Annotated in this window: 19 protein-coding genes; 9 read left to right on the forward strand and 10 right to left on the reverse strand. The window is 62.0% G+C overall.

The features are described from left to right. Positions 1 to 72 precede the first annotated feature (72 nt). The 3 genes from AC1Q80_RS16320 to AC1Q80_RS16330 all read right to left on the reverse strand — a co-directional run bounded on the left by AC1Q80_RS16320 (position 73) and on the right by AC1Q80_RS16330 (position 4,588). Positions 73 to 1,959 carry an AI-2E family transporter gene (locus AC1Q80_RS16320; protein ID WP_492361326.1) on the reverse strand — a complete coding sequence of 629 codons (1,887 nt, stop codon included), beginning with the start codon at positions 1,957 to 1,959 and terminating at the stop codon, positions 73 to 75. 124 nt (positions 1,960 to 2,083) lie between these two features. After that, on the reverse strand, positions 2,084 to 3,304 hold the full coding sequence (locus AC1Q80_RS16325; protein ID WP_492361121.1) for an NAD(P)/FAD-dependent oxidoreductase: 1,221 nt from the start codon (positions 3,302 to 3,304) through the stop codon (positions 2,084 to 2,086). A gap of 102 nt (positions 3,305 to 3,406) precedes the next feature. Continuing rightward, complete coding sequence (locus tag AC1Q80_RS16330) at positions 3,407 to 4,588, reverse strand: low temperature requirement protein A (protein ID WP_492361122.1); 1,182 nt, start codon at positions 4,586 to 4,588, stop codon at positions 3,407 to 3,409. Between the two features lie 380 nt (positions 4,589 to 4,968). Between AC1Q80_RS16330 and AC1Q80_RS16335 the strand changes: the two genes are divergently transcribed. From AC1Q80_RS16335 to AC1Q80_RS16345, 3 genes are all read left to right on the forward strand, one after another. Beyond that, positions 4,969 to 5,283, forward strand: a complete 315-nt coding sequence (locus AC1Q80_RS16335) for a PepSY domain-containing protein (RefSeq protein ID WP_492361123.1) — start codon at positions 4,969 to 4,971, stop codon at positions 5,281 to 5,283. Positions 5,284 to 5,326: 43 nt separating this feature from the next. Further along, complete coding sequence (locus tag AC1Q80_RS16340) at positions 5,327 to 5,929, forward strand: hypothetical protein (protein WP_173421515.1); 603 nt, start codon at positions 5,327 to 5,329, stop codon at positions 5,927 to 5,929. A gap of 99 nt (positions 5,930 to 6,028) precedes the next feature. Then, the gene (locus tag AC1Q80_RS16345) at positions 6,029 to 6,556 is read left to right on the forward strand and encodes a pyridoxamine 5'-phosphate oxidase family protein (protein WP_282438136.1); all 528 of its coding nucleotides are present in this window, start codon (positions 6,029 to 6,031) and stop codon (positions 6,554 to 6,556) included. A gap of 109 nt (positions 6,557 to 6,665) precedes the next feature. Here the strand turns inward: AC1Q80_RS16345 and AC1Q80_RS16350 are convergent, their stop codons facing one another. From AC1Q80_RS16350 to AC1Q80_RS16365, 4 genes are all read right to left on the reverse strand, one after another. Then, entirely contained in the window at positions 6,666 to 7,028 is a 363-nt protein-coding gene (locus AC1Q80_RS16350; protein ID WP_173421517.1) for a hypothetical protein, read from the reverse strand. Between the two features lie 167 nt (positions 7,029 to 7,195). Then, positions 7,196 to 8,215, reverse strand: a complete 1,020-nt coding sequence (locus AC1Q80_RS16355) for a Gfo/Idh/MocA family protein (protein ID WP_492361124.1) — start codon at positions 8,213 to 8,215, stop codon at positions 7,196 to 7,198. 12 nt (positions 8,216 to 8,227) lie between these two features. After that, positions 8,228 to 9,391, reverse strand: a complete 1,164-nt coding sequence (locus AC1Q80_RS16360; protein WP_492361125.1) for an adenosylhomocysteinase — start codon at positions 9,389 to 9,391, stop codon at positions 8,228 to 8,230. 71 nt (positions 9,392 to 9,462) lie between these two features. Continuing rightward, positions 9,463 to 10,389: a LysR substrate-binding domain-containing protein gene (locus AC1Q80_RS16365; RefSeq protein WP_492361126.1), complete on the reverse strand. Its 927-nt coding sequence runs from the start codon at positions 10,387 to 10,389 to the stop codon at positions 9,463 to 9,465. A gap of 249 nt (positions 10,390 to 10,638) precedes the next feature. Here AC1Q80_RS16365 and AC1Q80_RS16370 point away from each other — a divergent pair, with 249 nt between their 5' ends. From AC1Q80_RS16370 to AC1Q80_RS16390, 5 genes are all read left to right on the forward strand, one after another. Further along, entirely contained in the window at positions 10,639 to 11,589 is a 951-nt protein-coding gene (locus tag AC1Q80_RS16370) for a GGDEF domain-containing protein (RefSeq protein WP_492361127.1), read from the forward strand. A gap of 301 nt (positions 11,590 to 11,890) precedes the next feature. Further along, a complete protein-coding gene (locus AC1Q80_RS16375; RefSeq protein ID WP_173421522.1) occupies positions 11,891 to 12,226 on the forward strand; it encodes a hypothetical protein in 336 nt (111 codons plus the stop codon). A gap of 594 nt (positions 12,227 to 12,820) precedes the next feature. Then, a complete protein-coding gene (locus tag AC1Q80_RS16380; RefSeq protein ID WP_173421523.1) occupies positions 12,821 to 13,342 on the forward strand; it encodes an RNA polymerase sigma factor in 522 nt (173 codons plus the stop codon). A gap of 150 nt (positions 13,343 to 13,492) precedes the next feature. After that, complete coding sequence (locus AC1Q80_RS16385; protein ID WP_492361128.1) at positions 13,493 to 14,431, forward strand: FecR family protein; 939 nt, start codon at positions 13,493 to 13,495, stop codon at positions 14,429 to 14,431. Positions 14,432 to 14,537: 106 nt separating this feature from the next. Beyond that, positions 14,538 to 16,859, forward strand: a complete 2,322-nt coding sequence (locus AC1Q80_RS16390; RefSeq protein WP_492361129.1) for a TonB-dependent receptor — start codon at positions 14,538 to 14,540, stop codon at positions 16,857 to 16,859. A 98-nt stretch (positions 16,860 to 16,957) separates the two neighbouring features. On the opposite strand, the gene AC1Q80_RS16395 is transcribed toward AC1Q80_RS16390, so the two are convergent. The 3 genes from AC1Q80_RS16395 to AC1Q80_RS16405 form a co-directional block, all read right to left on the reverse strand. Beyond that, on the reverse strand, positions 16,958 to 17,242 hold the full coding sequence (locus AC1Q80_RS16395) for a DUF6894 family protein (protein ID WP_492361130.1): 285 nt from the start codon (positions 17,240 to 17,242) through the stop codon (positions 16,958 to 16,960). A 238-nt stretch (positions 17,243 to 17,480) separates the two neighbouring features. Then, on the reverse strand, positions 17,481 to 17,792 hold the full coding sequence (locus tag AC1Q80_RS16400; protein WP_492361131.1) for a putative quinol monooxygenase: 312 nt from the start codon (positions 17,790 to 17,792) through the stop codon (positions 17,481 to 17,483). A gap of 209 nt (positions 17,793 to 18,001) precedes the next feature. Then, a complete protein-coding gene (locus AC1Q80_RS16405; RefSeq protein WP_492361132.1) occupies positions 18,002 to 19,015 on the reverse strand; it encodes a zinc-binding alcohol dehydrogenase family protein in 1,014 nt (337 codons plus the stop codon). Positions 19,016 to 19,115: 100 nt separating this feature from the next. On the opposite strand from AC1Q80_RS16405, the gene AC1Q80_RS16410 reads away from it, so the two are divergent. Beyond that, positions 19,116 to 19,469 (forward strand): winged helix-turn-helix transcriptional regulator, encoded by a 354-nt coding sequence (locus AC1Q80_RS16410; protein ID WP_173421527.1) that lies wholly within the window; start codon positions 19,116 to 19,118, stop codon positions 19,467 to 19,469. The last annotated feature ends 21 nt before the right edge of the window (positions 19,470 to 19,490 follow it).

Below are 19,490 nucleotides of genomic sequence, written 5' to 3' on the forward strand. Positions count from 1 at the left end.
CGATCCTGTTCTGCCGCGCAGGACCGATCACGATCCCAAACAGCCAGGTCCGCTCCAGTGGCGTTGCAGGCGTCATTGTGCGGGCTGCGGCACCAGGCGGCGGCGTGCCTTGGTCCTGCTTGGCGGGGCAAGCGGAAGCGATGGTCGTTTCGTCAATGCCTCGATTGCAGCCGAAGTCATGTCCGATGCAACGAAGTCAGCACCCGGAACTTGCTCCTGGCTGGTATCGGGCTTGCGCTGGCCCGCTGCGTCGTCGGCTGAGGTATCCCAGATGGCGATACCCACCCTTGCCCGGGTGTTGACGCGCTTCAGCCGGCGCACGACGAAGCGGGCGTGCTTGATCGAATCCTGATTGAGAAAGCAGACGATGATCGCATCGACGGCATCGATCTTGAGTTTGCGGATATTGGCCGGTTCGATCTCGTGAAAATTCAGCGCCGTCGCCGACGCCCCTTCAGCGCGAAGCACCTGGGCGAGCATGGCGGCCGAGACGTCGTCGATCTCGCCTCTGCCGCCGACGCAAAGGATGGTCATGCCTTCGCCGTCCGGAATGGGCTGGCTTGCAGCTTCGCTCTTCTCATCGTCGTTTTCGAGCTCGTCGTCCTGGCTTTCCTCGATCGCGACGTCCTCGAGGTTGGACACCAGCGACAGGCCGCTTGCCGCCACGCGCAGCCGCTGCTCGTCGCTCATGACGCCGCGGGCGCGGTCCTGTTCCGCCAGCGCCAAAGCGGGGATTGCCACTGCGCGGTAGTAATCGACGAGATACTCGTCTTCGAGGATCTCTTCGGCCTGATCGGTCGCTTCATCGGGATCGCCGGCCAAAAGCCGCTGGTAGAGGCGTGCGTGCGGCGCCAGTACCGGGTCGCTGCCGAAAAGAACCTGCAGAAACTCGAACTGCGGTACATGCTTGCCGAGCACGACAAGGCAGACCGTCAGCGGCGTCGACAGGATCAGGCCGACAGGGCCCCAGATCCAGGCCCAGAAGATCGCTGACACGATGATTGCCAGAGGCGACAGCCCGGTCTTGGAGCCGTAGAGCATCGGCTCGATCACATTGTTGATCACCAACTCCATCGCGATGAACAGCCCGGCTGTCCACAAAAGCATCGACCAGCCGCTGTCGACTGCGACCGACAGGAACAACGGCAGCACCATCGCAATGATAGGCCCGATATAGGGAACGAAGCGCAGGACGATCGCCAGCAACCCCCACAGTACCGCATTGGGTATGCCGATGAACCAGAGGCCGATGGCAACGGGCAGGCCATAGGCGGTGTTGACGATCAACTGCATCAGCAGGTAGTGGCCGACGCGCGTGCCGGCATCCTGCAGGCCCTCGGTGGTTCGATGCAGGTCGCCGAAGCCGGCGAGCCGTATGAACCGGTCCCTGAGATCCTCCCGCTCCAGCAGCATGAAGATGACGACGACCACGACCAAGCCGGCCATCGCCACTGGTCCAACGAGCGGCGCGATGATGTTGGTCAGGACCTGGATCGGATTGTCGCGCGAATAGATCTCGACCAGCAGCGGGTCTCTCTTCGGGCTTTCAACGCCGGTGGGCGCCTCCGCCGTCGGCCGATCTATCTCGCGGTTGATGCGTTCGATGACATTGCCAATGCGATCGACGATGCCGTTTTCGGCACCGGCCTCCTTCAGCTCCTTCACCTTGGTGACGATGTTGGATTGATAGGCGGGAAGGTTTTTCGCCAGTTCTGCTACCTGCAAGGCGACCACGAGGCTGAAAATGCCGATCAAGGTAAAGGTGATCAACGCGGTGGAGATCACCGCAAATGCGCGGGGTAGACCGATGCGGCGCAGGGCCGCGACGACGGGGGCAAGCGCGAAGGTCAACAGCAGCGCGACCGCGATCGGCAGAAAGACGTCGCGGGCCAGATAGAGGATGGCAGCGGCGCCGACGAGGGTCAGCGATGTCGGCATGGTCGGGCGCACGCCCTGCATCGAGGGCGCACCGAGATCGCGGATCTGATCGATTGCCTTGCCCAAGTCTATTCCCTCTCGGATTTGTCAGAAGCTATCACGAATGACGGTGTCGTAAACGTTGCGCCTACCGACCGGCCTGCCGTTAGACGAACGGAAACAGTGAAGCGTCCGGGTCGGCATGCCCCAGGATGCTCGACGAGATGATTTCGGCGGCGATCTGGCTGAAGGTGATGCCGTTGCCGCCATAGCCCATGGCTGCGAAGGCATTCCGCATGCCCGGAACACGCCCGATCATCGGCAGGCCCTGCGCGGTGACGCCGAAGGCGGCGGCCCATCGATAGTCCGGCTCGCCGATCTTCATCCCGAGGAGGTCGGAAAGCTTCCGCCGCAGGATCTCGGACTTCGCTTTCAGCTTTGCCGGATCCCGGAACGCGTCTGCGCTTTTCTCGTCTTCGCCGCCGACGATGATGCGGCCGTCTCGCGTTGAGCGAAAGTACAGATACGGGTCGGCACCTTCCCAGACGAGATAATCGTCGAGCCATTCCGGCCGATGATGACGGGGCCTGGTCGCCAGTGCCCAGGTCGAGACGATGGCATGGTCCTTGTGTGCCACGGCCTCCAGAAACTCGTAGCCGGTGCAGAAGACCACGTGGGTCGCGATGATGATCTGGCCATCGGATGTCGCGACCGCATTTCGGCCCTCGATCTCCCGGATATCGGTGATCTCCACGTTTTCGGCGATGGGGATGTCGTTGGCCTGAGCGTGGCGGAGGAAGCCTGATGTCAATTGGGCCGGGTTGGCCGATGCGGAGATTCTCGTCTCGATAGCCGCCGTGCGATCGATGTCGAATCTCGCGCGCAGATCCGCCTGGGACAGAAGCGTCGCTTCGAGCTTTGCCTCCGCCCGCGCTTCCACTTCCGCCTGAAGTGCACGGGCGCCATAGCTGGAGCCTGAGAGGAAAAGCGTGTTCTTTCGCTCGAACTGGCAGGAGATCCGCAGGGCGTCGACCAGCGATGCGAGGTGTTCGACGGCTTTTGCCGAGCGTTGCCAGATGCGCGCGGCGTTGTCCGCGCCAAGCACCCGGTTCAATTGGTGCAGCGGCACGTCGATTTCGTGCTGGATCATGGCTGTGCTGGCCATGCTGCTGCCGCTGATCGGCTTTCGACGGTCGACCATCAGCACACGTAGCTTGTGCCCGATGAGGGCGTTGGCCATCAGCGCGCCGCTGATCCCGGCGCCGACGATCAGCACGTCGACATCGTGAGCAGAGACCCGTTTCCGCGCGCGTACCGCGTGGTGCGGCCTATCGGCCCACAGAGGCTCGGCCTTCCGAAGATCCCGTTTGCGGGTCAATGTGTGCAAGTGTTCCTCCAGGTCTGCGCATTCGGGCCAGGTCTGCGCATTCGGGCCAGATCTCCGCATTCGGGAATGCGCAGATGCGGATTAAGTTCCGCCCCGACGTCCTCAGGCTGTCGACGCCGATACACGGCGCAGCGCCAGGTACTCCCACAGGGCGACGATGAACAGAACCGCCGTCGCCACGGCCTGAACGACGTAGTTGGGGGCAACTGGCACGATGAGGACCGCGACCGCCAGAAGCACGAGCCCGGCGATATGCGAGACCGGGAACTGGCGCGTGGCGACGGCCTTGATCCAGATGTTTCCCCCGAGGAAGAGAGCCGGGCCGCCGAGCATGGCAAGCGCGTGTTTCAGTGAGCTGGGTTCCTCGGCATGCGACAGGCTGAAATCCTCCCCGACCGCAGTCAGGATGATCCCGGCGACAACAGGCAGGTGACCATAGGTGAACAGATTGAGTGCGACGGTTTCCGGCCTCGATGTCGCCTCTGCTTTCGATGCGGCCTTTTCCTGGCCGTGGTGGAAATAGATCCACCACATGAATCCGGTGCTGAGGAATGCGCTGCAAAACACAGCAAAGGTCATGTCATCCGTCATGTGCTCCGTCGCGTTGCGGCCGGTGGTCAGAATGGTTTCGCCGAGACAGATGATGACGAACAGCGCGCAGCGCTCCGCCATGTGAGCGCCGGACACATCCAAGGTCTCGTCGGGCGATCTGCCGAGAAACGGCACGTAGTACCGGAGGGCCGGCGAGGCGTATTCGACGAGCAGGGCAAGTGTCCACAGGACCAGGCGCCCTTCGAGCGCCATCAGCCCGCCGGCAAGCCAGAAGGCACTCGATAGCAGCATCCAAAGGGTAATGCGCAGAAAGGTCAGGAACGATCGCCGATCGGAATGGCGAAAGGCATAGAGGGTGAAAACCGACCGACAGATCTGCATCCCGCTGTAGATTGCCGCAAACACCAGACCTTGATCGCCAAATGCTTCGGGCAGGGCGATCGCCAGCAGGACGCCCGCAAACATCAGCCCGAACAGCAGCAGACGGACAGGCTCCTTCTCGGTATCGAGCAGGTTGGTCACCCAGGTCGTGTGGATCCAGACCCACCAGACGGCAAGGATCAAAAGAACAGCCTCGATGATGGCCGTGGCGCTGAAATCGGACGCGAGCTTGTGGGCGAGCTGAATGAGCGCGAAGACGAAGACGAGGTCGAAGAACAGCTCGGGAAAGCTCGCCCGCGTCTGGTCGGCATCTGCTTTCCTGATCCAGTCACTTTTCTGATTGCTCGCCATTCAGGTCGCCGATGCTGATCCGATCAAAACTCGAACGGGAACTAGGGCGTTGTCGAAATTCAACAACGGCCGTTTCTGGATGGGGTGAAGGAACGTGATCGGCGAAGCGCACAATGTTGATGCCTTCCGGCGCCTCGTCGGCCTTGCGCTCAGTGCGAACGGTAGCAGGTCCTGCCTGAACCTTCGGGCGCGACAAGCGTTTGGCTGGGCGCTGTCGTGAAACCGGCGGGCTTCATCGCGCCCGGTCGATGTCCTGTTGGGCGCAGGTAACATATTCAGTTGATTGGATAATATTCATTTTCTTCTGCGGTGAAGCAGGAACCATCGCCAATCACCCGCGTTGTCCCAGCATCGATCAATGACCGACCAAGGAGACAACGATGAAAAAAATGATCGCCGCGACGGCCTTTCTGATGGCAGGTGCGCTTAGTGCATACGCCCAAACGCCGACGCCTTCACCCGAGGCCGAAACCCCCGCTGTAGCGACGCCCGATACCACAAATCCGACTGCACCGGTGGCCGGCGCCAACAGCTTCACCGAAGAGCAGGCGCGCGCCCGGCTGCAGGAAGGCGGCTACACCGCCGTCAGCGGATTGAAGCTCGACGACAAGGGCATCTGGCAGGCGGCTGCCACCAAGGACGGAAAGCCCGTGAACGTCGCACTCGACTACCAGGGCAACATCGTCGCCAACTGATGTTGGCCGGAAGATCAGCAAACCCATTCAAGGACAAATCGATATGAAAACTGTTTCAGGACTGTTCGACACCTATGACCAGGCTTCGCAGGCCGTGCGCGAACTGAAGGCATTCGGCATCCCCGATGATGACGTCAGCATGGTCGCAAGCAATGCCGAGGGTCGATACAAGGTTGATGATGCCGAAGGCGCTGCAACGGGTGCCGGAACTGGCGCCGGGCTCGGCGCTGCCGTCGGCGGCGCAGGCGGTCTTCTGACCGGCCTCGGTCTGCTGGCGATCCCAGGCGTCGGTCCGGTCGTGGCGGCCGGCTGGCTGGCGGCGACGGCTGCAGGCGCTGCCGCCGGTGCCGTTGCCGGAGGCGCGGTCGGCGGCATCATCGGTGCGTTGACCGATTCCGGCGTGCCGGAAGAAGACGCCCACGTCTACGCCGAGGGCGTTCGCCGTGGCGGCACCTTGGTGACGGCGCGAGTCGCAGACGATGACGTTGCGCAGGCAGAGGCCATCCTCAAGCGCTCCAACTGGGTCGATCTCGAAGACCGCCGTTCGGCTTACCGCGCGGAAGGCTGGAGCAGGTTCGACGAGAGCCTCGATCCCTATAGCCCCACGCAGGTCGAAGAACAGCGGGCACGCTACGCCAACCGCTAGCTGCACGCCAGCATGGGAACGCCAGGTGGCCGGCCGATCGGTCGGCCCCTGTTTTTTGTTTCACGCCGTTCACGTCTGCCCCGGAGGTCATCCTCTAAGATGAGCCGTGCCGGCGCGCCGAACCGTCAAGGAGATAGGACATTGGCAAGCCCCGAAGAGCTCAAAAGAAAATTCTGGAAAACGTTGAAATCGGACATGACCGTGATGCTTGGTTTGCCTGAAACGGAGCATGGGCACACGCGTCCGATGACCGCACAGGTCGAGGGCGAGCACGGTCCGATCTGGTTCTTCACCGTTCGCAGTGCAGCCGTCGCACAGAATGTGCACACGGACACGCCCGCCATGTTCGCCTTCGCGTCGAAGGATCACGAGCTGTTTGCGACCGCTCACGGCACGCTTCGCCTCGACAACGACCGCGCCGTGATCGACCGGCTGTGGAACCAGTTTGTCGCCGCCTGGTACGAGGGTGGCAAGGACGATCCCGAACTCGCGCTTTTGCGTTTCGAGCCGAGCGAAGCCGAAATCTGGCTCAACGAGACCAGCCTGTTTGCCGGCATCAAGCTGCTTCTCGGCAGCGATCCGAAGGAGGCGTACAGGGAGAAGACCGCGAAGGTGGAACTCTCCTGAGCGTCTCGCCAAAACGCGTGTGGCGGGGATTTGCCCGCCGCACGCGTTTGCTTGAGTGTCGAAGATGCTGTCATCGCTCGTTCGACACACGGCCATCCCGCCGTGAAGGCTACTTCGCTTCGGTCAGCGTTTCAGTCCCGCTTCCATCCTTGCCGGTGATCGTCCAGGTGCCGTCCAGCGAGCCGTCGCCGTTGACCTTGTAGACGATGAGGCCAAGGGCATCACCGAGCACATAGGCCGCGGCAAAGGCATCGCCGTTCAGCATGCAGACGCCGGTGGATTTCACGCCGGCCGTGTCCCATTCGATGACGCAGGTGGTTTCGCTGGCAAGCGTGATTTCCGCGGTTCCGGAATAGCTGGAACCGTCCAGGTTCGTGCCTTCGACGGTGTACTTGCCGGCGTTGACGGTCTGGGCGTTCCCGGCCGCGGCCGCGCCGAGAAACAGCGCCGCGGTGAGCAACATTCTCTTCATAAGTCCCCCAAGAAACCCGCGCGCCCCTCGCGCGGTTCGCAATTGTTACGCACAAACCATGACGTTTGAAACGGTCCGCAAGGTAGGCCCGCATTCATTTTTGGTGGCGTCGCCTGGTGCCTGGCCTGGGTTGCTGAAAATGGGCAGACTAAGTAGCTCCGACCTGATCAGAAGGAGCGTTGCGGGTTGTTTCTGCCGTCTGACATTCGTGCCTGCTCATCCCAAGCCGACAGCAGCGACATGATCTCTAGCGAATCGGACAGGCGTGGCGCCGGGCGCGGCGCTTCCTTCACGCCCGCCTTCAGGCAGCTCTCGACCAGCTTCACCTGATGGCCGAAGGCGTCGTGATCGGAAAGCACGACGATCTCTTCTGCCGGATGACCATATTCGCAAAGCTCCATCCGGTTTTCGCCCGCCACCGGCAGCCATGGGTTGGTGAGAAACCGCAGGCTGCCGCGCTCCCCGTGGATGGAGAACGCGAAAGACATGCCGAAGCTGTCGGTCGATTGCAGCGTGGCGAGAACGCCGTTGTCGAAACGGACCGAAAGGCTTGCATCGCAGATGTTGCCGTCATGCGGCGAGACGTTGCCGAAAGCGCTGGTCACCCGGGTTGAAAAGGCATCCGGCCCGCAGGCCGTCTGGATCACGTAATGCAGCAGCGAAGCCGGGTAGCAGCCGAGATTGAAGATCGTGCCTTTGCCCATCGGGTTGACGAATTTCCAGATGTCGGCGGCGTATAGCCCCGAAACCGACCGGATCGCACCGAGCCGACCGGAGCACAGGATTTCGCCGGCCTTGGCCATCAACGGATGGCAGAGATACATCAGGCCTTCGAGAAAGAAGATGCCTCTGTCGCGCACCGCCTGTGCCAGAGCGTCTGCTTCGACCATCGTCGTGGTCAGCGACTTCTCCGACAACACGGCCTTGCCCTTTGCCGCAGCGCGGATCACCGCCTCATGGTGCAAGTTGTTGGGCAGGCCGACATAGACGACATCGATGGCAGGGTCGTCGAGCAGGGCGTCGTAGCCGGAATAGTGCTTGGCAATACCGTGCCGGGCGGCAAAGTCGGAAAGACGCAACCCATCGCGGCCCGCCACTGCCTCGATGCGCGAACCGTCGCTTGCGGTGATGGCCTCGGCCATGGTGTCGGAAATGAAGCTCGTTCCAAGAATTCCCCAGTGCAGCATGTGTCCGTTCCCTCAGCGGTTCAGTTCGAGATAGGCGGATGCGACCATGGCGTCGATGTCGCCGGGGACCGGCACGACGCACATCGAAGCGTCGAGCGTCCGGCTCGCCACCCGCTCCAGGCAGCGGGCCTGGAGCGCAAAGCCGAGATCCATGGATTCGACCGAATTGCCAAGGGCCCTTGGCCCGGCAAGATTGGCCATGTGGCCTGCGCCGAGACTGTGGACGCGCCGTCCATCGGCAAGGGCGAGCGTCTCGATACCTTCATCGAGGTAGTTTTCCGCCGACACCACCGCGGTGTCGGCGCGCATGCCGGCGATGTCGATCTCGTGCGGGAAATGCCCACCGTTGAGGAGAATGACGCCGTTCTTGAACGCCGCGAGGTCGCAGGCCGTCAGGATGTTCGCGGAGCCCGTAACCGTGACGATGACGTCGGCCGAGCGTATGGCGTCGTCGCGCCTTGGGGTCGAGAAGCCGTCGAGATGGGCTTCGAGTGCGGCGACCGGGTCGATGTCGACGACGCTGACCGCGCTGTAGGCATTGCGAAAGCAGGCAGCGGTGCCCTTGCCGCAGGCGCCATAACCGAAAACGGTCACCCGTTTGCCATTGGTCGAGCGATTTGTGAACCGCATGTAGCTTTCGAACAGGCTTTGGCCAACTGCATGGCGGTTTTCCGCGAACTGCTTGATGGGGCTGTCGTTGATCACCAGCACGGGCAGGCCGATCGCGTCGCGCATCGGCCGTAGCCGGGCTCGCCCGGAAGTGGTCTCTTCCGTACCACCGAGCAATGTCGCGTAGGGCCGTTCGGCGAACCGGGCGAAAAGGTCGCCGCCATTGTCAAGCAGCAGGTCGGGCTGATGATCGAGCAGTTCGTTGATGAAGCCGGAATGCGCGGCCGCATCGGTGGTCTGCCCGCCGATGACGGTGATGCCCTCACGTCTCAGATAATCGACTGTCGCCGGCTGGGTGCTGTTTAGATTGCCGGTCGCCACGAGTTTGGCGCCGCCGGCCTTGAGTGTCATCAGCAGCGCCACCGTCTTCGGCTCCAGATGGATCGCCGTTCCGATGGTCAGGCCGTTGAACGGGCGCGTCGTCTCGAACTCGGCGGCAATGGTGCGCAGCAGGGCGCAGCTTTGCCCAACCCACTCGATGCGGGACGGATGGCTGGGAGTGGTCATGGTGAGGGTCCTGACTGTCTGTCTGTGGTGCCGGCAGCATAGTCCGGGCAACATGCCCTCGGGCAGAGACATTAAACTGCGGCGGAGGGTAGTTTTCCTTCCAGGTTCTGCCCCTCTGCGAGAAGCCAGGCCCGAAGCGCTGCGATCGGCTTGCGATCCCTGTCGGCGATGCGACAGCAGAAACGATAGCCGGTCGGTCGGCTAACGAAACCAAAGGGCGCATCGAGCGCGCCGGAGAAAAGCTCAGCCTCGATCGATGCCGCCGGCGCGATGGTGACGCCGAGCCCGCTGCGGGCGGCACTGAGGGCCAGCGTCAGGTCGTCCACCTCGATGCGCTTGCGAAAGCGGATGGGTGGATTGCCGCTTTCGCGAAACCAGTCGTCCCAGAGATACGGCACGTTGCGGGCGATCAGCGCCGTCATGTCTGCCAGATCGACGCGCGATGGTTGTCCGGCTGCAAGCACCGGGCCGAACCGATCGGCCATGAAGGCGACCGCCGTTATGTCGGGGAGCGGCCGGTACTCTCCGCCGACGATCAGGGCGTCGATTTCGGGCATGTCGGTCAGCGACTGGGTGACGGCAACCGGGATGATGTCGACCTCGAGCCCAGGAACGGCGCTCGACAGTGCCGCCAGACGCGGCATCAGCCATGCGGATGCCATCGGCATTGGAACACCGAGCCGCAGCCGGACCGTGCTACCGTTCGACGAAATCTCCTCCGCGGCCCGAGACACGATGGCAAAGGCGACGCCGACGGCATCGGCGAGCCTTTGCCCGGCCGGATTGAGCGTCACCCGTCCGCTTTCGCGATCGAGCAGTGCAAAACCGAAATGTTCCTCAAGGCTTGCAAGCTGCTGGCGTACGGCACCGGGCACGACACCGAGCTCGATCGCGGCCGCGCGCAGGCTGCCGCAGCGGGCGAGCGCATCGAAGGCCCGCAGCGCGTTTAGCGGCGGCAAAGGGCGCTGCGATTTCTGGAGCAGATCATCTGTTGGCATAATGCCCTCCGCCGACATCGGAGCCTGGTGCATAAGCCAAGAGGCTACCCGCTGTCGAACGCGGCATTCGCACTTGCGGTTCGAATGGCTCCGAGCCTCACGAGAACGCTGATGGATGTAGCTTAGAAAAATTGAATATTTCGAAGGATTTTTGCGACAGCATCGCCTTGAGCCAAGTCCGTGCAGCCTGCCCTTTCGTTTATGGGCAGAAGAGACAAGGGAAGAAGTCAATGCCTGGATACCATCGTCATGAGCGTACCGCCTAGTCGTGCCGGCGCGGATGCACCCGTGAAAAACGCGGTGCGGTTCTCGCTCGATCAACTCAATCTCATCCTGGCGGCGCTGCCCGATCCCGCTTTCATCCTGACGCGCAGTGGGCGCTATGCCGCCCTGTTTGGCGGATCGGATCACCGCTACTATCACGACGGAAGCAATCTTGTCGGTCAGAGTGTCTTCGACGTCTTGGCCCATGACAAGGCGCGCTGGTTTGCTTTGGAGATCGAGAAGGCGCTTTCTTCGCGGGCGTTGCACATCGTCGAATACAGTCTCGCCGGCAGCGACGTTAAGGGCCTGGAGGAAGCCGGCCCCGACCACCCGATCTGGTTTGAAGGACGGGTGCAGGCCCTCGATTTCCCCGTCGACGACGAAGACGCGGTGGTCTGGGTTGCCAGCAACATCACGGAAAAGAATGCCGTCGAGCATCAACTGCGCCTGCAAAGCGAAACCGATCCGCTGACCGGGCTCTACAATCGCCGAAAGCTGCTCGATGTGCTTGCAGTCGAGTTCGATCTCTCCTCCAGCAGCCGCACGCCAACATCCCTTCTGATGTTCGACGTCGACAACTTCAAGGCGGTCAATGACGAGCTGGGGCATTCCGTCGGCGACGAGCTGCTGGCGACGATTGCAACTGTCTGCCGACGCGCATTGCGGTCCGGCGATGTCCTGGCGCGCCTGGGCGGCGACGAGTTCGTGGTTTTGATGCCGGCAACGACAAGCGGCGAAGGTGACCTCATTGCCAATGAGTTGCGTGAGCAGATCTCACTGGAGCTGCAGAGCAAGCTGGCGCTTTTCTCCACGATTAGCGGTGGGCTCACTGAAATTTCCCGGTCCGACGCCAGCATCGGCGATATTTTGCGGCGGGCCGACGATGGCCTCTACCAATCCAAGCGCAACGGCCGCAACCAGATCACCATCGTTTGATGCGGCGCCGGCGAGCGGCCCAGTGCGGTGACGTCTCTGCGATAGCTGTCGATTTGCACAGCGGCGTGCAGATGGATCGATGTGACGGCGAGTGAGCCGGCGGGCGAGGACAGGTGGCGGCAAGGGCTTGCGATCTCCACCTTTTGCTCAATGCCGAACCCTTGCAGCGTGTAGTACGTCCAGAAGGACTACGCGTCTGTCCGGATGACGGATGCATTGCCGCAGCCATGCCCGTTTTGCTTAGTTGACCGTTGCGGGGCGCGCACCGATCCTGTCGCTCAAGGACAGGATGGGGGCAGCTATGTGTGAGGCGTGGCAGCGATCGCTGATCGAAGAAGACGAACTCGTCAAAAAGGCAGCGACAACCATTCCGAGGCTGCTGCAGCATCCGGGCATCACGCTCGACCAGGCTTCCCGGCTGCATGTGAACATTGACGAGTGCGTGGAGCGGATGGACGCGCTGATCTTGGCGCTCGAGGAGAACAGCGTCGACCGATCCTGGATCCAGATGGCGACGACGATCAGAAACAGCTGGGAGACACTCGCCGAAGACGCGGCGAAGAAGGTTCTCGTCTTTAGTGGCACTTCCGAGGCTGTCGTCCGCGACGACACCATGCGGAAGGTTATGGGCGGCTAGTCCCGCAGTCTGCAAACAGCGGCACGGCCATATCCGGCAACCGCATGTTGGCCGTAAGCTATTGTCGTCGGAACGTGCTGTTCTCTCTGGCAGGGCGCCGGCGATCAACTGCCCACTTAGTCTCCTGCGGCCGACACCGGCCACGTCCGTCCATTCCCCACCCGGGCCAATCGTCACATGTCATGCCGCGACTGTACCGCGTTCGTGGTCTGCTGCTTCCGGCTGGAGGCGTGTCTGGCCTCACGCAGCGGCGCCATGCCGGTTCGATGTCCAGGTTGCGGTGATGGCCTGATGTAGCCTCTTCAGACGTGCCGGAACGCCATGGCCACCGGTGGTTGGTGATGCCCGTTGGTTGTGGTGATAGTCATCCGGCATCTCTTGAACTGGGCGGCCTTGCGCCGCTCACGTCACCTCGCGGGTGCAAGGGCACCCCCCGTCGATCATGGCGGCGATTGAGACACACTCGCCTTCTTCCGCGGCAAAAGTTGGTGTTCGGTCGAATTTTAAACTTGACTATTATAGGCATGTTTTCAATTTTACGCCCGTTCGCGCAAAGCACCACGCGCGGACGAACCCGTTCCCGGCCAGGATCCCATGACGACCGAGACCCAATCCGAAACGCGCGTCGATATCTTTCTTGCCCACCGTCCGGCGCTCATCGCCTATGCGGTTCGTCTGCTCGGTTCGCGCGATGCTGCCGAAGATATCGTCCAGGACGCGTTTGTTCGGTTCCTGCCTTCCAGCACCCGATCGGTTTCGAAGGGCCAGCTCCTCGCCTATCTCTACCGTACGGTCAGGAACCTTTCGCTCGACGTTTTGAGGCGCCGGAAGGTGGCCGCAATCGGTCATCAGGACGACGTCCCATTCTGGTCGGTTCCTGCCGACGTGCAGACGCCGGAACAGTCGGCTTTGCTGTGCGACGACATCAGGCGGATCTCGCAGATCCTCTCCGAACTGCCGGTTGAAGCGAGGGTGGCTGTCGAGATGCATCGCTTCGGCGGCTACACGCTTGACGAAGTAGCAGCCCATCTCGGCATCTCCACGGCCAGCGCGCATCGCTACGTCACCGCGGCGATGATGAAGGTTGCCACAGCACTTCTGGTCAACGCGACTTAAAGTGGTCGCTCCCTGAGAAAAAAAAGCGCGTCATTCGTCTTTGTCAAAAGAGGGATTGTTCGGGTAGAAGTGCCTCTGAAGAGGCCAGACCGGCGTAGGATGTCATTGACCCAAGATCAGCAAATCGCAGCTGTTACCCTGGAAGAGGCCATGGACTGGTTTCTGCGGTTGAAGGCTGAGCCCAATTGTCCCGATCTGGCCGCGGATTTCCAGCGCTGGTTGCATCGCTCTGATGATCATCGGCGGGCGTGGGAGTATGCGCTTCGCACATGGCAGCTTATGGGGGAAGTCGCCCCGGTGCATGAGCAACTGTGGGCGGACGCACCGCGCGCCAACGTCATTCCGATCACCGGCCGCCGCTGGCGCCGCCCGGTGATCGCCTCCGCCGCTGCCATTGCCGCCACCCTGTTCCTCGTCCTTGCAGGCCCGTCGCTGCTGATCCGCCTTCAGGCGGACCACATCACCGCCACCGGCCAGAATGCCAGGGTGGTGCTGGAGGATGGAACGGTCATCGAGCTTGGCGGTGACAGTGCCATCAAGACCGAAATGACGGCCGCCGGTCGCCACGTCACCCTGCTTGCCGGCGAAGCGTTTTTCGATGTCGCCCACAATCCGGCGCGCCCTTTCACGGTGGAGGCTGGAGGTGTCGAGGTTTTGGTCGTCGGCACCGCGTTCGACGTCCGGCTTGCGGGTGAGGAAACGATCGTCGAGCTGGAAAGAGGCGTCGTCCAGGTGTCGGTCGCTGAAGCCAGGGAAACGCCGGACTTCCGGCTGCTTCCAGGCGAGATGGCTGTCGTAAACAGGAATGACGGTGCGGTTACCCGCAATACCATCCAGCTCGATCAGGTCGCCGCCTGGCGCAGCGGACGGATATTCGTCAAGGATGCTTCCATCGGTGCGGTCGCCGAACAGCTTCAACGCTATCATTCGGCGTGGATCGCGGTGCCGGATCGAAAGCTCGCCAGTCTCAAGGTCACCGGTCTCTACGATCTTCACGATCCGGACAGTGCCTTGAAGGCGCTGGTCGAGCCCTATGGCGGCCGCGTGCGGACATTTTCGACCTACGGTCGCCTCCTGACGCAATACTGAAAATCCTGACAAAAAGATTCAATTTATCTGAGAAAAAAGATGGAGGTCCTCGTCTTTGTTGGAAAGCGCTCGGCAACGGGGCGCAGTTCAAGGAGATGAGAGTACGATGTGCATATCGCAAGGCCGCAAGGGATCCCGTCGTTTGAAGTGGGGCGACGACGGCGGGCGTCCGATCGGACGGCTGATGGCAACGACGGCAATGGCGATCTGCCTGGCCTCGACGCTGACTTGGCCGAGCCCGGCACTTGCGCAGGATGCAACGTCCCAGGCGAGCGCTGCACGCAGCTTCAACGTGCCTGCCCAACCGCTTGCCGATGCGCTGAACGTCTTCGGCCGGCAATCGGGCCTGCAGGTGACGCTCGCCGCTTCGGTCTCCCGCGGCGTCATGTCCAAGGCCGTTGTCGGTTCCTACGCGCCGGAGGAGGCACTTGCACGGCTGCTTTCGGGCACGGGTATCGAACATCGCATCTCTGGCGGCCGGACGGCTGTCATCGGGACAGGCGCGGCCGGCGGCGGTGCGGGGGTTGTGCCGGCCGATGGCTCCACGGCGCTTGATCCGATCTCTGTGTTCGGGAACGCAACCGGGGTCGGTGAAATCGTCATCAGCCAGAGAGATCTTGAACTGCGCAACCCAGCGACGATCGCCGACGTCTTTCGCGGAGAGCCCGGCATCTCGGTGGGAAGCTCGCTGCCGATGTCGCAGAAGGTCTATGTCCACGGTATCGAGGAAACCAATCTTGCCGTCACCATGGATGGCGGCCGCCAGAACAACAAGGTCTTCCATCACAACGGTACCAACCTCATCGATCCGAGCCTGCTGAAAGCGGTACGGGTCGACGCCGGCATTGCGCCGGCGGATGCGGGACCGGGCGCGCTCGGCGGCGCCATTGCCTATGAGACGAAGGACGCCCGCGACCTGCTCGACGGCGACGGATATGGTGGGTTTGTCTCGTCCAACTACAATTTCAACGGCAAGGTTTTCCAGACCGGGATTTCCGCCTATGGCATGCAGGAAGGGCTGGAGTTTCTAGGCTATTTCAACTTCGCCAAGGGCGATGAGTTCAAAGCTGGAAACGGCAGCATCGTTGAAGGCACAAGCACCGATCTGCTGAGCGGCATAGGCAAGGTCGCCTACGAGTTTGAGAGTGGCGATCGGTTCGAGCTCAGCCACGAGCGTGTCTATGACGATGCACCGCGCCCGTTCCGCGCCAATACCGGCTTCATCAGCGGTCGCCCGCCGTGGGAACCGCGTGTGCGCGACTATACGCTCGACCGGCAGAACACGGTCTTCTCCTATACCGACAGCACGCCTGAGGGCTGGTGGGATCCGACCGTGGTGCTGGCCTACAGCTCGACCCGGCTCGAGATTCCGATCTTTCCCCGGCCGGTGGCGCCAAGCACGGTATCCGTTCCCTATCCCGGTGCCGGCGAAACCGGAAGCTTCAACGGCAAGTTCGAAAACCGGTTCGGCTTCGATCTCGGCAGCATCACCGCGGGCGTCGATTTCTACAACGACAAGGCGGATCTCGAAGATCCTTTCGACGCCTCGACGGAGCGCGCCCGCAATGTCGGCATCTATGCGCAGGCGCGGCTGGAGCCCTGGGAACGCACCCGTCTTTCCTTCGGCATGCGCGGCGACCAGCAATGGTTCACCGGCACGACAAATGAAAAGTGGGACAATGCCGGTTTCAGCGGCAATATCTCCGGCGAATATGACCTGATCGAGGACCTGCTGACGGCGAAAGCAGGCTACTCCCACGTATGGGCCGGTGTTCCGCTTGCCGAAAACTTTATCATGAACCCGCGATGGAATTACGGGGACGGACCGGAAACGAGCAAAGCCGACAACTACGCCTTCGGCCTTGTCGCCAAGCATGACGGCTTTACCGTGGAGGGCAGCCTGTTCCGCACCGATATCGACAACGCGCGCACCGCCAAGTACGCGGTGGTAAGGGCGATCGAGAACCATGACGTGCGCTCGAAGGGCTTCGAGCTTGGCGCGGGCTATGACTGGGGTGACGGGTACTTCAAGGTCAAGTACGCCAACATCGATGTTTCGATCGACGGCAAGCCGGCCGACTCCGACACCGGGATCTATCTGGCAGCGCCCGCCGGCCAGTTCATCACGCTGGTGGCCGCGCATAGCTTCATCGATTGGGGCGTCACCGTCGGCGGCGATGTCGAGATCGCGCTCGACAATGATGATGTCGTGGTTGGAACGCCGACGCTCGAAGGCTACAAGGTGTTCAACACCTTCGTCGAATATCAGCCGCCGAGCCACAGCAACCTGACGCTGCGCGCCGAAATCAAGAACGTCTTCGACGAGACCTATTCGGAGCGCGCCACATATGGCCAGGAATTCGGCACGGTCACGCCGCTCTACGAGCCTGGCCGCTCCTTCATCCTGAGCGCCAAGGCGACATTCTGAAATGGTATCAAAGGAAGAGGCATCGCCGATGCCTCTTCCTCTTTGCCGGCAGGTTGCTCCAGCCGTTTGTCTAATATGTTCGTACTGAAATCTTCAGATTACAATTTGCTGAAATCAATTCGCATTTCCGCCCAGGCATGCTCGAACCTTGATCTCGCGATCAGCCAGGGGGGCATGGCCCTGGAAGCCGTCAGCCTTGCCAGCAAACGGCCCTCGGCATTCTCTACCGCGACGATGACGCCGCGGTAGTCATCCTCTTCGGCGATCTCGTCCGCAACCAGGCGGCCATGCTCGACTGCCTGACGGTCATCGGCAAGCAGCATGCCGACGCTGTCGCGGCTTGCGATACCTGCCAGGTGGATATGGAAAAGATAGCGTTGCATGATCTCACTCACACTATGCGGCGATTGACGAAAAACACTCGCGCCGCTTCGGGTATGGTTGTGGTAGCACGCCTCTTCTCCCTTTGCGCGTGACCGCTGCGTGACACGCCTTTCTGGGCCATCCGAACGCTCGCACACGGGCAATCACTGCGGTGCTCGCCGGTTTTACCGCGAAAGCGAAAACGCCCCGCCACCAGGGTGGCAAGGCGCATCACGAAGGACGAAAGCCCGGATTTCCTCAGGTTGACAGCTGGTCGAGAAACACCAGCTGCAGCGGGCGGGCAAGCAAACTCTCGACCGTCGCAGCGAAGGCTCGGAAATGCGGGGTCTCAAAGTGCGCGTCGAGCGCGGCGCGGCTCGTGAAGGCCTCGCGCATGTAGAACGTTCCCGGCGCGTCCTGCATTTCGAACAGGACGTAGTCGAGGCAGCCGGGTTCTTTGCGGGTCGGCTCGACCAGGGCAAGCAGCCCGTCACGCAATGCATCTCGGTTGCCGGGCCGGGCCGTCAGGATTGCCAGAGAAATGAGCTTCTCCGTTGACTGTATCATCATCTTTTTCCTTGGACGACGGGCGGAGGGAGGCGCGGCCGGTTGCACGGCATGGGGCCGCCGGGCGGCGCGCGTGTCGTATCCGCGACCATCTCGTCGTCGTGTTCTCGGTTGATTTTGTACATGCGCCGGCGATGGCCGCCCCGACGGGGCGGCTTTGCGACAGGCACCATGCCGTTGCGCAGGACGCGTAGGCCCTTTCGCCCGCGCGGCTAGAAGCCCGAAAGCACGATCTTGCCCTTGGCCTTGCCGGACTCGATCAGCGTGTGCGCGCGCTTGAGGTTTGCCGCATTGATCGTTCCGAAATCCTCGTTGAGCGTGGACTTGATCTTGCCGGCATCGACCAGTTCGGACACGTCGTTCAACAGGGCATTCTGCTTGTCGATGTCGGCGGTCGCAAACAGCGAGCGGGTGAACATCAGCTCCCAGTGCAGCGAGATGCTCTTGCGCTTGAGCGGGAGCGCGTCCAACTGTTTGGGATCGTCGATCAGTCCGAAGCGGCCCTGCGGCGCGATCAGCTCGACGATTTCGCCGATATGATCGTCCGTATTGGTCGTCGAAAACACGAAGCCGGGCTGGCCGATGCCGAGGGCTTCGATCTGCGCAGCAATCGGTTGACGGTGATTGACGACATGGTGGGCACCGAGTGACTTCACCCATTCCACAGTCTCGGGACGCGAGGCGGTGGCGATGACGGTGAGGTCTGTCAGCGCCCGCGCGATCTGAATGGCAACCGAGCCGACGCCGCCGGCACCGCCGATGATGACGATCGCTTGGGCAGCGCCCGGTACAGGACGGGTGACGTCAAGGCGATCGAACAGCATTTCCCAGGCGGTGATCGATGTCAGCGGCAGGGCGGCCGCGGCGGAAAAATCCAGCGACTTGGGTTTCCGGCCGACGATACGTTCGTCGACCAGGTGAAACTCTGCATTGGTGCCGGAGCGGTTGATGGCGCCGGCATAGAAGACTTCGTCGCCGGGCTTGAAGAAGGACACGTCCGGGCCGACGGCGCGGACGATGCCGGCCGCATCCCAGCCGAGCACCTTCCACTGGCCCGCTTCGGGTGTCGCGCCACGGCGGATCTTGGTATCGACCGGGTTGACCGAGATCGCCTTGACCTCGACGAGGATGTCCCGGCCCTTGGGCTCCGGGCGCGGCAGGTCGACATCGACCAGCGAGGTTTCTGCTTCGATCGCTTGGGGGACTTGGTAGGCTACGGCTCGCATTGAATGCTCCATCGGTTGAACACAGCCAAGATGCGCACTATGATATGAAATCGCAAGAACGCACATATAAAGCCCATAGTGTCGAAAAGGATACCATTGGATGGGACGCACGCGCCACGATCGTTTCGACTGCAGCCCGGGATGTGCGGTCGAGGCAACGCTCAGCCTGATCGACGGCAAGTGGAAGGGGGTGGTGCTCTACCACCTGATGTCCGGCACCCTGCGCTTCAACGAAATCCGCCGGAAGCTGCCGAACGTGACCCAGCGCATGCTGACGAACCAGTTGCGCGAGCTCGAGGCCGACGGCCTGATCACGCGCACGGTGTTTGCCCAGGTCCCGCCCAGGGTCGACTATGATCTCTCGGAACGAGGCCGTACGCTGGAGCCGGTCATCCTGGCGCTGAAAGTCTGGGGAGACGCCAACATGCCGGCGACGGAAAATGCCGCGGCCTGATGGCCGCGACGTTGCGCTTGG

It is taken from the genome of Ensifer sp. GW823-FHT05D09 (assembly GCF_058795755.1).